Raw genomic sequence first — 13,133 nt, 5'->3', positions numbered from 1 at the left:
GGACAAAAATGGAAATTTTCAAAACCGCTTTTTTAATGGTTACTTTAATGCTGATTTTTATCGCTGTTGGCGGATATATTGGAGGTGAGCATGGCATGATGATCGCCTTTTTGATAGCGGCTGGCACAAATATCTTTTCATATTTTTTTAGTGATACTATAGTACTAAAAAGATATAACGCCATCCCAGTCGATGAGAGTAACGCTCACGGGCTTTATGATATCGTATCTCGCCTCACACAAAAGGCAAATTTGCCTATGCCAAAAATTTACATCATCCCAGAAGAGGTGCCAAACGCCTTTGCAACAGGCCGTAACCCAAGCCACGCAGCTGTCGCGGTAACCGAGGGGCTTTTAAAAATTTTAAATGAAAACGAGATCGAGGGCGTGCTAGCTCACGAGCTAAGCCACGTAAGGCATTACGACATCCTAACTGGCTCAATCGCTGCCATACTAGCTGGCGCTATCGCTATGCTTGCAAATTTTGCTAAGGTTGGTGGTATTGCTGGGCAGAGTGGCGGTTCAAGAAGAGGTGGCGGTAATGCCATCGTTATGCTAGCACTTGCTATACTCATGCCAATAGCTGCCACAATCATACAAATGGCGATCTCAAGGGAGCGCGAGTATAAGGCAGACAAGGGCGCAGCCTATCTAACAGGACACCCAGAGTGGCTTGCAAGTGCTTTAAGAAAGCTTGAGAGCTACTCAAATTCTTACATTATGCAAAATGCAAGCGAACAAAGTGCTCATATGTTTATCGTAAATCCATTTGGCTCGCTAACTAACAAGCTTGGCGTACTTTTTAGAACGCATCCAAGCACTAGCGATAGGATCGCTGAGCTTCAAAGGCTTGAGCAAGAGATAAAAAGAGGCATGTAGAAAATTTAGTTCTAGTAAAATTTGGGCTAAATTTCTTCTTTTTACCATCTTTTTTGGCTTTAAATTTATAAATTTACAAAAATTTTAAATTTTATGGGTGAGTATATAACGACTCTAAATTTAGTAGCGAGTATCCATGAGAATTAAAATTTAATAGTCTGCTAAGACAAATGAATAAGATTTTAAAATTTAAAAATTTGTTTGTTCAAGAAAAAGAAAACTTGAATTATACTTTGCAAGCTTGTAATTACACAATATAAATATAAATTCTATTGCTAGGAAGAAGAGGACTAAATTACAGTCTGCTTGCAGTTTCGAGCTCGCGAAGCAAAAGAACTCTCTTCCCCTTTAATAATCCCTCTACCACTGACACGCTCAAGGGGCATGCAAACTTACTAATGCACTGAATGCGGTTAAAAGACCATGGCAAATTTTGTAATTTATGAGTGAGCATATCGCGGCTCTAAAATTTGAGACAATCAGCGGGCGAAATCAAATTTTATTAGTCAATTTTTGCAAGTAAATGAAAGTTTAAAATTTGCAAAAATATCAAATTTACAACCAAAAAATCGAAATTTAACCCCAAATTTCACTGCAATTTCTTGCAGTCACGATCTTCTATAGTGTACTCAAAGATCAGCTCACCATTTTCTGAATAAAAAAGCTCATCCAATGTAACACCGATGCTTAGCATATTTAAAATTTCTTTATCCTTGCAGGCGGTTCTTAAATTCTCTTTTTTTATAGTCTCGATAAATTCCAAAAGATCTTTTTCTTCAAGCCTTTTGATCTCTTGCTTTCTTGCGTGTTTGACGGCGTATCTGTAGATGAGCGTATCGCCAACATTTAAGATATCATTAAGCGTCAGTGTTGGCGTGCAGATAAATGGGAGCTTTTTTTTGTAGTAAGTTGCGTGATTTTTCGCTGCTATATCTGGTGTAAGAGCCAAAGCAAGCGAACAAAAAAATAGTAAAAAAAGGGCTACTCGCAACTACTTTTATCCAAATTTATATCAAAAAAATGCCTACCCTCAAAGCCGTAACTACCACTTAGCGTAATGCCACGATTTAGCACAGCTCTAGCCATACCTGAGTTGCAAAGCGCATCTTTTCCATTTTTATAAAACTCATCTTTTAAAGCTAAGATTTGAGCTTTGTTGTAGCCTTTTATCCTCTTTGTCTTGGTCTCGTTTAAAACAAACTCGCCATGTATGTTTAGCCCGCTGCTACTTACATCTTTTAGCGTAATCATCTCATCGACCCTACTTGGTAAATTTGGCTTTGCAGTTTGGACGACAAAGGTTGGGATCTGCTTAGTGTCAAGCTGATTTAGTATCTGCTCATAAATCTTAAACTCACTCTCTTGCACACCAAAAGCAAGGCTAGCAAGGGCTAATAAAACGATCTTTTTCACATATTTCCTTTATATAAATTTTCTAGTGATGTTTGGCGAGAGCTTTACTAAAATATCATAACTTATAGTATCAAAAAATTTCGCCCAAATATTTGCATCCTCAAAAACACAGACCCACTCGCCGCTATCTTTACAACTAAAGCTATCCATAGAAATTTTGCCCAGTATTGGCTCGTTATTGGCAAGTCTTAGCTCGCCACATCCATTGTATCTTAGTAATCCATCGCCATATCCAAGATCATAAGTGGCTACATTTATATCTTCTTTTGCGCTAAATTTAGCACCATATCCAACACTTTGACCACTTTTTAAGACACGCCTGCTAACTCTTCTTGCCCATAGTGAAAGTACTGGCTTTAAGTTCAAACTATCACCAAACTGAGCGTATCCATACTGAGCGATACCAACACGCACCATATCATCATTGATTTCACTTGCTCTTTCAAGAGCAGCTGAGTTGTGAGAGTGAAAGATCGGTTTTTCTATACCAAACTCATCGCAAAGAGCTAAAATTTTCTCTTTTGCAGCCCTAAAATTTTCTCTTTGCACAAAATAATCAGCATTTAGCTCATCACTTGCACGAAAATGAGTATAAGCTCCAAGAAGCTCTAAATTCCTTCTTGTTAAAATTTCAAAGGCGTAATCAAGCTCGCTAATATCAAGCCCATTTCTATGCATACCAGTATCAATTGCAAGGTTGATTTTTGAGCTATCTTTTATCTTTAAAAGCGCCTCTATATCGTTTATCGCATAGATAAATTTACTGCTTTCATTTCCGGTTGGGATATGTGAGAGAATGAGAATATTTTCAAATATGTCAGAAATTTCATCTGCCTCAAACTCACTTTTTACAGCACAAATTTCTATACCAAATTTTTTAGCTTCATTTGCAATAAGTCTTGCGCCATGGCCATAAGCATTGTCTTTTAATACAACTATTACTTTTTCTTTGCCACCAGCTTTAGCACAAATTTGAGTGAGGTTATGAATATATGAAGCTTTATTCAGGCGTATTTCAGACATTAAAATTCACATTAAAAGCAGTATAAACATCCGGTAAAAGTTTTCTTACATTGTAATCAAATGCATAAAATTTAGCGTAAATTTCTTTCAGGTCAGCCTCTTTTACTTTGCTAAAATCAAAAACATCAGTACCATCTTTCTTTGGAACTTGGCGGTCAAGCTCAGCAAAAAAAGCAGCTCTTGCCTCTAAAATTTTTTCGATTTTTTCTTTTACTTCTTGAGATTTTTCCACTTTTACTCCTCTATAAAAATTTTCATATCATCGTTGTAAAGCTTCACATAAAGCGTCTTTTGACCAGCAAATTTGTGCGTATCTGAAACATAATCCTCATAAAAACTCACACGAAAAAGCCTGTCGTTTTTAAGATTTGGATAAGGCGTGATGAGAAAATTTGAAAAACTAATGCGTTTTTTCTCTTTTTTAGAAAAAATAGCCCGCTTCATACTTTTAAATTTTTCCAAGCTCATACCATCATATCGCTCAAAGTTTTTATCGTAAAATTTAAGATAGTTTTCAATGTCGCTCTCACTCCAGGTCTTTTTCCAGCCCAAAAGTCCAGAAATGATCACTGCAATATCTTTTGCGCTAGCTTCTGGACGCTTATCTTCATAGATAAATGCGAGTGTTTTTTTGTGATCTACAACATCATCGAATTTCATCAAAGTATCATTTTGCATAGCCACGCAGCCTTTTGTTTTTAGCTCATCTGTCCTTTGACCATCAAGCGGATAGCCATGTATCCAAATACCACCACCATTTCGCTTTGCAAGCTTATCAAGTAAATTTGGATACGAAAGCGAAAATGCAAGCGGGCCAAGATATCTATCATTTGGCGTAAATCTACGTGTAAGCTGATACACTCCAACCGGTGTTTTTAGATCGCCTTCAAGAAGCTTATCGCCATTTTTGCCAACTATAACGCTTGAGCTAAAAAGCTTTTTTGTAATGCCGCCATTATAAGAGATCACTTCAAGCTTCTTTTTAGTTTTATCAACTACACTTAGAAGTATCTCATTGTCATAATACCCATATCTTACATCCTTGCCTTCAAGCTTTTTTAGCCAGTAATCCTTACTTAAAATATTTTTTTCGATGGCATCAATAACAGCAGCAGAGCCATTTTTTAAGTAAATTTCTTCGTAATTTTGGGCAAAAAGACAAGGCGATAACGCGATGAAGAAAAATATAATTTTTTTCAAGTGAAATATCCCAAAAAGTAAAATTTAGTCCGTAATTATATCCTAAAAAATTTATATTTTTAGATTTTAAAGGTAAATTAAGTAGTTCTAAATGTATAATGTGAAAACCATTATTAATTTTATCACAAAGGAAAAATATGAAGAAATTCGTTTTTGGTGCGATGCTTGCAGCTTCTGCTCTTATGGCGGCTGATATCAGCCTAGAAAATGTTAGAGCTAGAGATACAAAACCTGGCACAAACAATAGTGCAATTTTTATGGATATAAAAAATGCTTCAAATTCTGATGTAAAGCTTATTGGTGCTCATTCAAGCGTTTGCAAAAGTACAGAAATTCATACACACAAAATGAATGATGGTATGATGGCTATGGTTCAAATCGAAGATGCAGTGATCCCAAAAAATGGCGAAACAAAACTAGCTCCTGGCGGTTTACACATTATGCTTATGGATCTAAATAAACCATTAAAAGATGGTGATAAAGTTGATTTAGAGCTAAAATTTAGCAATGGCGAGAGCATAAAGCTTGATAATATCGGAGTAACTAAAAACTTTAAATAATGAAAAAAATCATAATTATTTTTTCATTTATCTTTATTGTTCTAGGTGCTTTTTCGATAGGCTATAAGCTTATGACAACAAGCAAGGAAGATCCACCTGAATTTGCCGATGTAAACACATCGCTAGATCCTTTAAAATGTGATCTAAACAATAAATCTTGTGAGATGGAATTTAAAGGCGTAAAGCTAAAAATAGACATCTCACCAAGACCTATTTATGCTATGAGACCTTTTAGCTTTAAAATCATTAACGGTAAAAATTTAGGGCTAAAAAATCCTAGTCTTGAGATAGACGGCATAAATATGAATATGGGATCAATCAAAGCAAGACTTGAGCCAAGAGGCGATAACTTAACTGCTCAAGTAGTGCTAAGTGCTTGCGTTGTCGAGCTTATGAGATATAGATTTAAAGTGCTTGATGACGAAAAAGAAACTGGTTTTTTTGTAGATTTTGATCTAAAATTATAGAGGGTAACGATGAAAAAGGCATTTTGGGGCTTAATAATAATCTTAATTTGTATAGGTGTTGCACTTTTGCTAATAAAGCCAAACAAGTATGATTTTAAGGCACTTTCACAAAATGGTGAAGTAAGTCTTAAAAATTACGACGGAAAGTACAAAGTTATATATTTTGGTTATCTTTTTTGTCCCGATGTCTGCCCTACTGCGCTCTCTTTGATTGGCGATGAACTAAACAAGCTAAAAAGAGATGACTTTGAGCTACTTTTTATTACACTTGATCCTGAACGCGATACTCCTGAAAATTTAACTCTAATGGCAAAAAATTTCTACAAAGATGCTGATGGATTAAAACTAAACGCCTTAAAAGAAGTGGCAAAAACATTTGGTGTAAAATTTCAAAAAGTCCGTCTTGAAAACTCAGCCATGGGCTACTCTGTTGCTCATAGCTCTTCAATATATTTAATAGACAAAAAAGGAAATTTTTATAAAGAAATTTCAAATCTAACAAATGAAAACATTGGAGAAAATTTATTAAATTTGATCAAAGATAGACCTTAGGCTAGAAATTTTAGTAAGCCAAAACTGACCTACTAAAATTCTTTATGCAAGCATCATCTCAAGATCTTCTAAGCTAAAATTTAATTCACTTGCTATACTTTTGATTTTATGCTTGCTGAGTAATTTTTCACCCAAAATCTATTAACCCTTGAACATAAATTTAATCTACAAGCCAAACAAAGTTGATTAAATATAAGTAGTATTAGCAACGAATTTATTAAGAGGATCTATACGAAAGGTAGGCTTTTGCACTATAAATTTTTAATCATAATGCAAAAGATAGAAATTTAGTTTTGCTATTTCACTCTATGATGCACGCTGCCGCTATAAGTAATATCTTCAGCTTTTACCTCATCACTTGTTAAAATTTCACTTATCTTGCCATTTTTTTCTAGTTTTTTCCTATTTTCTTCGGCATCTTCTTGATAGCTGTAAACCATCGCAACGCTCACTACTCCGCTGATAGCTTCTATCTTTTTAAAATTTTTTATCTCATCTTCAATACCATCTGAGCTAACTACCACTACGATTCTATCGTCTGCGTCGGTTATTATTTCACACTCTTTTAGCTTTTTTATCTCATTTTTTACACTTTCATTTTTATTATCCGTATAAACTATTAAACTTGAAATATTCATTTAATTCTCCAAAACAAAATTTTATTCTCATAGGCTGAAGTTACGACTTCATTGTCACTTATAAAAACTATGCTATTTATCGTACTTTGCCCAGTTTTTAGCATTGCAATATTTTCTAAGCTTTTGCTATCAACTAAATTTACATCGCTCATCTCATCGCTCATATAGGCTGCCACTCTGCCATCATCACTAAGGCCGACACCATAGACCAAAAAGCCGGTATTTATCTTTTTTAGGCTTCCAGCTGAAAATATCCCCACGATCCTGTCGGTGCCTCCGCTGATCATGACTCCATTTTTATATGAGATGTCGTAGATATTGTCTGTATGAATGTCTAAAATTTGATCCATTTTTTTAGCTTTTATGTTATAAAAGTAGACCTTCCCACTCTCACAAGCGATAGCTAGCGTGCTTCTATCTTCATTTATCTCCATATCTGAAAGCATCGCTATTGAAATTTTAAAGCTATCATAGTTTTCGCCACTTTTTAAGTTTAAAAAGTAAATTTCATTGCTGATTGAAGCAAGTGCAATACGCTCGTCATCTAAAAATAATGCCTTTTTTGTCGCTTGATTTGGTATTTTTATGCTTTTCATCTGCCCATTTTCTCTTATATAAAGCACCTTTGTAGCATAGTCACCCTCACTTAGGATGAGTATCTTGTCATTTAACTCATCAACGTTTAGAATTTTTGGTCTTTCATGATCACTAACATAGGTTTTTATATCATCCATTTTGATAATCTCTTCAAATTTAGACTCTTTAGGATCATAAATTTCAACCGTCCCTCCATCAGTCGCGATAAAGAGTTTGCCATTTATTAGCGTTGTGCTTAGCACATTTGCACTAGCCTCTATTTGCTTGTATGGAGTGGTGATCTCGCTTGCAAAGATAAAATTTAATAGACAAAAAATAAAAAACAAAGCTCTCATAAGGCCTCCATTTGAAGTGAATTTTTAAAGCAAACATCAAAGCACTCGCCGCAACTTACGCAGTTTTGATTAACAATAGGTCTAAAAACGCCAAGAAATTCGACTGCTTTAAATTTGCAAGCATCAAGGCAGTTGTAGCAGATTGTATCGTTCCATGCTAGACAGCTAGAAACATCGATGCTAACTTTTGCATTTATACTCTTTGGCGAGCTTAGGCTTAATGTCTTTTTACCAAGACTCTCACAAGCCTTTGCGCACTCTTCGCAAAAGTCACAGCCCAGCTTTTTAACTTTAAAAACTACCCTTTCATTTTCAAAGCTAAGAAGCTCTTTTTCACAAGCATTTACACAGCTAGCATCGCATCCACCGCAGTCAAACTCTCCGCTAAAAAATGGCGGAGTTATAAATTTGGGAGCAGATTTTGCCCCCAAAATTTTACTAAAAAGCTCTCGCCTGCTTTGCATTATTTAACACCATCGTTTAAAACATCTAGCAAGTTTGACTTATGAGTGCCGTTTTTGTCTCTAAAATCAGGCTTAAATTTATTGCCAACAAGCTGCGTTACGCCAGTTTGTTGCTCAACGTGGCATGTTGTGCAGTTATATCTTTCATCATCAAGCTTGCCTGCAAGATCTTTTTTATTTCTGATGTCATAAAGGTGAGATGATGGTATCGGTGTTGCTCCACTATCTTTTGCAAACTCAGGCATATGGCAGGTTACGCACATATTCATATCCTTTGTGATAGGCACTAAACCCTCAGTATCGTGTGGGATAAATGGCGGTGCATTTTCAAAAGACCTATCAAATTTCTTTGACATACCAGCTGGCTCTTTTGTGTAGTTCACATCTTTTAATACAACGTCTTTATCGTCTAGCAAATCGATATTTCTAAAGCCGATTTGCGAATCACTAATGCTTGGATTATTAAAAGCACATGCCGCAAAAAACGCAGCGCACAATCCTCCAAGCATCATTATTTTTATTTTCATTTTTCTCTCCTTAAATTTCTAATACTAAATTTCAAAGCCCCGTCTCCACAAACATCAATGCACCTGCCACAGCTTATGCACTCGCTTGAGCTTACCGAGCGGCTCTCTTTACCGATCATATCAAGCACTTGCATCTCTGGACAAATAAGCTTACATTTCATACATTTTGTACAAGCCTGGGCATCATGTTTTACTCTAATTAGGGCAAATTTTGAGATGATGGCATAAAAGGCACCAAGTGGACAAACGTGCGAGCAAATGCCACGCTTTAACACAAACATATCAAAAGCAATGATCGCAACCGCTATGCCTAAAGCACTAGCTGAGCCGTAAATAATGCCACGCTGAATAATGCCAATATAGCTAACGCTCTCAAATACCGGGTAAGATAAAGCAAGGCTTAATATAAGAGCAAGAGCCAGCAAGTAATAACGTAAATTTTTACTCACATTTAAGACTTTTTCGCCCTTAAAGCCAAATTTCTCTCTTAGTTTAAAAGCAATATCAGTTAGCAAATTTATTGGGCATATCCACGAACAAAACGCTCTTGGAGCAACTAGCGCGTAAAACGCCAAGATAATGCCAGCTCCAATAATTGCATTTATGCCGGCACTAAAGCTTGCAAGTAAAATTTGAACCAAAGCAAATGGATCGCTTAGTGGAATTTTTCCAAAAAGCAAAGATGAGCTTAAATTTCCGCTAAGTATCTTAACTCCGTAAAAATTTCCTAGGATAAATAGTGCTAGGATAGAAATTTGAGTTATTCGTCTTAAGATTAAAAATTTCATAGCTCACCACCATTTAGATAATCAGTCGCTTTTTTAATGTCAAGCTTTATTTTGCTGTCTGCATCGTCTATGCGTCTTTCATCTTCTTTGACCCAGCCTTTGACGTAGTTATCGCCTACTTTTCCAAGCACCGCGTCACGGTTTAGCACGGTAATGGCTGCTTTTTTGGTGATACAGGCTCGCTCGCATAGGCCACATCCGGTGCAGATGTCGCTATCGACCACTGGAAGTAAAAACGCATGCTTTTGCGTCCTTTCGTTGCGGCGATACTCAAGATACAAGGCCTTATCTATGAGCGGACAGGATCTGTAGCAAGCATCGCACTGTATGCCCCAGTATGCCACGCAGTTTTTCATATCGACCACCGCAACACCCATTTTGGCCTTATTTATATCAAGTTTGCCTTTTGTGCTTACTAAATTTACGTCCAAAGCTCCGGTCGGACAGGCTGGCACACAAGGGATATTTTCACACATATAGCAAGGAATTTTTCTAGGCTCAAAATAAGGCATTCCAATGCTTATGCCATCTTCTAGCGATGAGAGCTTTAGCGTATCAAATGGACAGGCCTCTACGCAAAGCCCGCATCTAATGCAGCTTTGTAAAAATTGCTTCTCTTCTTTTGCACCAGGAGGCCTAAGAAGCATAAGTGGCGAAGCCTTGGCGCTAAGCGACCAAACAAAGCCTCCACCAAGAGCCAAAAGTGCCACTTTTGCTCCAAATTTTAAAGCCTCTCGCCTACTTGAAAATCCCATATCGCTCACCTATGCTTTGTAAATTTTAACCGCACACTTTTTATAATCAGTCTCTTTTGAGATTGGGCAAGTAGCATCTAGTGTGACTTTATTGATAAATACGTTTTCATCAAACCAAGGCACATAAACAAGACCTACTGGTGGCTTATTTCTACCTTTTAGATCAACTCTTGCTTTTACCTTGCCACGGCGTGATTCGACCCAAACGATCTCATTTTGCATTACGCCAAGATTTTTAGCATCATCTTCATGCATATAGCAAAGTGCCTCTGGAACAGCTCTATAAAGCTCAGGAACACGCATGGTCATAGTGCCTGAGTGCCAGTGCTCTAGAACACGGCCAGTACATAGCCAGAACGGATACTCTTTGCTTGGCATCTCGCATGGATCCATGTAAGGGCGGAAGAAAATTTTTGCTTTGTTTGCAAGAGATGTTTTATCTTTATTTGTAACGCCTTTTAGATCTCCTGTTGGAAGTGCTGCATTTTTGTTGCCATAGAATGCAAATTTCTCATTTGGAGCAGCTTTTTTAGCGTATGGATCAAATTTAGTATTAAATCTCCACTGAGTCTCTTTGCCATCAACGACTGGCCATCTAAGACCTCTTACTCTGTGGTAGGTGTCAAAGTCAGCTAGGTCGTGACCGTGTCCAATGCCAAATTTTCTATACTCTTCCCAAAGATATTTATGGACGAAAAATCCATATCCTTTAAATTCTTTACCATCTGAGCCGATCACTTTTCTGCTATCGCCAAATACTTCTGTATTGTCGTAGTTTTCCATAATAGGATCGTTTGCACTAAATTTCTTAGCCTCTTCGTTAGCAAAAAGTACATCAAATAGCGTATCTTCTTCGCTATACCCCATAGCTTTTGCAGCATCAAGTACATTTGGAAGTGTAACTTTGTCATTTACTTTTTTCTCACCCCAAACATCTTTTAGCTTAAAGCGCTTACTAAACTCCATCATTTGCCAAATATCAGGCATCGCTTCGCCAACTGGAAGTACTTGCTGTCTCCAGTGTTGTGTTCTTCTCTCAGCGTTACCGTAAGCGCCCCATTTTTCATAAATCATCGCAGTTGGAAGAATAAGGTCGGCTACTTTTGCAGAAATTCCTGGATAAGGATCGCTTACAACGATGAAGTTATCCATCTCACGAGCCGCTTTTATCCAGTGGTTTGCATTTGCAGTATTTTGCCATGGGTTGTTTACTTGAACCCAGATAAATTTAACCTTACCATCTTCAAGATCACGCATCATTTTTACGTAGTGAGAAGCGAGTACACCACTTAGTGTTCCAGCAGGAAGTTTCCAAATTTTTTCAGTTATCTCTCTATGTTTTGGATTCTCAATAACCATGTCAGCTGGTAAGCGGTGAACAAATGTTCCAACCTCTCTTGCAGTTCCACACGCACTTGGTTGTCCAGTTAGAGAGAAGGCGCCTGAGCCTGGAAGTGCTTGCTTGCCGAGCAAAAAGTGAACCATATAAGCTTGCTCATTTACCCATGTACCACGTTGGTGTTGGTTAAAGCCCATAGTCCAGAAACTTACGACTTTGCGGTTTTTCTCTATATAAAGATCAGCAAGTGCTTTTAATTTTTTCTTAAATTCTTCTATATCTTCGTTTGGATCGCCCTTTGCCACCTTTGCTGTAAAGTCAAGCGTGTAAGGTGCAAGAGCTTTTTTAAACTCTTCAAATGTTATTTGCCAATGTGCGCCAGCTTTTGCAGCATTTTTATTTTCTAGTGTATCGCCAGCTTTTAGTCCAAGATATGCAAGTGTAACGCCCTCAGCTTCACTTAGCACCTTTGACTTCTCAGTAGCAGCAGTGTCTAGCTCGCTTGGAGCATATTTTTTATGATTAATGTCTGGACGAAGACCATATCCGATGTCGGCTGGACCGGTTGTAAATACACAGTGCTTTTTAACAAATTCTTCATCGATCATCTCTGGGTGGTTATAAACTATCTCACGAGCGATATAGTTCCAGATAGCAAGGTCAGATGACGGAGCAAAGATGATCTCGATGTCAGCTAAATTTGATGTTCTAGTTGAGTAAGTGCTTAAATTTACAACCTTTACTCTATCAGGATCGCTAAGCTTTCTATCGCTTACGCGCGCCCAAAGGATCGGGTGCATCTCAGCCATATTTGCGCCCCAAGCCACGATAGTATCAGTTAGTTCGATATCATCAAAACAGCCTGATGGCTCGTCTATGCCAAAAACTTGCATAAAGCCAACAACCGCACTTGCCATGCAGTGTCTTGCGTTTGGATCAATGCTATTGCTTCTAAAGCCACCTTTTATAAGTTTAACAGCAGCGTAACCTTCTGGAATTGTATATTGACCAGAGCCTAGAACTCCGATGCCATGAGGTCCTAGCTCATCATATGCTTTTCTAAACTGAGCCTCCATAACATCAAATGCTTGCTTCCAGCTTACTTGCTTAAATTTACCTTTTTTATCAAATTCGCCTTTTTCATTTACACGTAAAAGCGGATGAGTGATCCTATCCTCGCCGTACATGATCTTAGCATTAAAATAGCCTTTAATGCAGTTTAGACCACGATTTACTGGTGCTTCTGGATCTCCTTTTACAGCTACTATCTTGCCTTCTTTTGTAGCGACCATGATACCACATCCAGTTCCGCAAAATCTACAGGCAGCTTTGTCCCAACGCCAGCCTTTTTCTGCTTCGCTTGCTGCACTTAGCGAGCTTGGCACAGCTATACCAGCACTTGCGCAAGCAGCACTAGCTGCGGCACTCTTTATGAATTCTCGTCGATTCATTCTTTCTCCTTTAAAGATTTAAAACAAATTTAATTGATATTAACCTTGCAAAACTTATTTACAACTGATTGACATTTACAAAAATTTTAAAAAACTTAAGCCAAAAATGTAAATATTTTTCTACATAAAAATATTAATTTTCTCAC

General features: G+C 37.3%; 16 protein-coding genes. 4 read left to right on the top strand and 12 right to left on the bottom strand.

Going from position 1 to position 13,133, the window contains the following annotated elements; translation table 11 throughout:
* The first annotated feature begins 8 nt into the window (after positions 1–8).
* Positions 9–878, top strand: coding sequence for a zinc metalloprotease HtpX (gene htpX / locus CYP54_RS09300; protein WP_103605026.1), 870 nt, complete (start codon positions 9–11; stop codon positions 876–878).
* Between the two features lie 589 nt (positions 879–1,467).
* On the opposite strand, the gene CYP54_RS09295 is transcribed toward htpX, so the two are convergent.
* Genes CYP54_RS09295 through pgp2 form a run of 5 tightly spaced genes read right to left on the bottom strand, consistent with a single transcriptional unit; the run spans position 1,468 to position 4,514 of the window.
* Complete coding sequence (locus CYP54_RS09295) at positions 1,468–1,869, bottom strand: flagellar protein FlaH (RefSeq protein ID WP_103605025.1); 402 nt, start codon at positions 1,867–1,869, stop codon at positions 1,468–1,470.
* The gene (locus CYP54_RS09290; protein WP_054196386.1) at positions 1,860–2,291 is read right to left on the bottom strand and encodes a hypothetical protein; all 432 of its coding nucleotides are present in this window, start codon (positions 2,289–2,291) and stop codon (positions 1,860–1,862) included. Before CYP54_RS09290 ends, CYP54_RS09295 begins: the two co-directional genes overlap by 10 nt.
* A gap of 9 nt (positions 2,292–2,300) precedes the next feature.
* The gene (locus CYP54_RS09285) at positions 2,301–3,314 is read right to left on the bottom strand and encodes an alanine racemase (protein WP_103605024.1); all 1,014 of its coding nucleotides are present in this window, start codon (positions 3,312–3,314) and stop codon (positions 2,301–2,303) included.
* Positions 3,307–3,546 carry a CmeU family protein gene (gene cmeU, locus CYP54_RS09280; RefSeq protein WP_021091016.1) on the bottom strand — a complete coding sequence of 80 codons (240 nt, stop codon included), beginning with the start codon at positions 3,544–3,546 and terminating at the stop codon, positions 3,307–3,309. The genes CYP54_RS09285 and cmeU overlap by 8 nt, the downstream gene beginning before the upstream one ends.
* A 2-nt stretch (positions 3,547–3,548) precedes the next feature.
* Complete coding sequence (gene pgp2 / locus CYP54_RS09275; RefSeq protein ID WP_021090919.1) at positions 3,549–4,514, bottom strand: cell shape-determining L,D-carboxypeptidase Pgp2; 966 nt, start codon at positions 4,512–4,514, stop codon at positions 3,549–3,551.
* Between the two features lie 137 nt (positions 4,515–4,651).
* Between pgp2 and CYP54_RS09270 the strand changes: the two genes are divergently transcribed.
* The 3 genes from CYP54_RS09270 (at position 4,652) to CYP54_RS09260 (ending at position 6,093) form a co-directional block, all read left to right on the top strand.
* Positions 4,652–5,074, top strand: a complete 423-nt coding sequence (locus tag CYP54_RS09270; RefSeq protein ID WP_103593099.1) for a copper chaperone PCu(A)C — start codon at positions 4,652–4,654, stop codon at positions 5,072–5,074.
* Between the two features lie 71 nt (positions 5,075–5,145).
* Entirely contained in the window at positions 5,146–5,541 is a 396-nt protein-coding gene (locus tag CYP54_RS09265; RefSeq protein ID WP_181001578.1) for a hypothetical protein, read from the top strand.
* A gap of 9 nt (positions 5,542–5,550) precedes the next feature.
* On the top strand, positions 5,551–6,093 hold the full coding sequence (locus CYP54_RS09260; protein ID WP_103605022.1) for an SCO family protein: 543 nt from the start codon (positions 5,551–5,553) through the stop codon (positions 6,091–6,093).
* A 296-nt stretch (positions 6,094–6,389) separates the two neighbouring features.
* Here the strand turns inward: CYP54_RS09260 and CYP54_RS09255 are convergent, their stop codons facing one another.
* The 7 genes from CYP54_RS09255 to napA are packed head-to-tail and all read right to left on the bottom strand — an operon-like array spanning position 6,390 to position 12,987.
* Positions 6,390–6,731 (bottom strand): chaperone NapD, encoded by a 342-nt coding sequence (locus tag CYP54_RS09255; RefSeq protein ID WP_103599782.1) that lies wholly within the window; start codon positions 6,729–6,731, stop codon positions 6,390–6,392.
* A complete protein-coding gene (locus CYP54_RS09250) occupies positions 6,728–7,663 on the bottom strand; it encodes a WD40 repeat domain-containing protein (protein WP_103599781.1) in 936 nt (311 codons plus the stop codon). Before CYP54_RS09250 ends, CYP54_RS09255 begins: the two co-directional genes overlap by 4 nt.
* Positions 7,660–8,127: a 4Fe-4S dicluster domain-containing protein gene (locus CYP54_RS09245; protein ID WP_103605021.1), complete on the bottom strand. Its 468-nt coding sequence runs from the start codon at positions 8,125–8,127 to the stop codon at positions 7,660–7,662. Before CYP54_RS09245 ends, CYP54_RS09250 begins: the two co-directional genes overlap by 4 nt.
* Positions 8,127–8,654 carry a nitrate reductase cytochrome c-type subunit gene (locus CYP54_RS09240; protein WP_103605020.1) on the bottom strand — a complete coding sequence of 176 codons (528 nt, stop codon included), beginning with the start codon at positions 8,652–8,654 and terminating at the stop codon, positions 8,127–8,129. The genes CYP54_RS09245 and CYP54_RS09240 overlap by 1 nt, the downstream gene beginning before the upstream one ends.
* Entirely contained in the window at positions 8,651–9,442 is a 792-nt protein-coding gene (napH, locus tag CYP54_RS09235) for a quinol dehydrogenase ferredoxin subunit NapH (protein WP_084108414.1), read from the bottom strand. Before napH ends, CYP54_RS09240 begins: the two co-directional genes overlap by 4 nt.
* Positions 9,439–10,197 (bottom strand): ferredoxin-type protein NapG, encoded by a 759-nt coding sequence (napG, locus tag CYP54_RS09230; RefSeq protein ID WP_103605019.1) that lies wholly within the window; start codon positions 10,195–10,197, stop codon positions 9,439–9,441. The genes napH and napG overlap by 4 nt, the downstream gene beginning before the upstream one ends.
* Before the next feature lie 9 nt (positions 10,198–10,206).
* Positions 10,207–12,987: a nitrate reductase catalytic subunit NapA gene (gene napA, locus CYP54_RS09225; RefSeq protein ID WP_103605018.1), complete on the bottom strand. Its 2,781-nt coding sequence runs from the start codon at positions 12,985–12,987 to the stop codon at positions 10,207–10,209.
* Between the last annotated feature and the right edge of the window lie 146 nt (positions 12,988–13,133).

Source organism: Campylobacter concisus (assembly GCF_002914005.1).
Classification (GTDB): Bacteria; Campylobacterota; Campylobacteria; order Campylobacterales; family Campylobacteraceae; genus Campylobacter_A; species Campylobacter_A concisus_N.
Note: the sequence above shows the minus strand (reverse complement) of the source record. Positions and strands in the feature narration are given on the sequence as shown.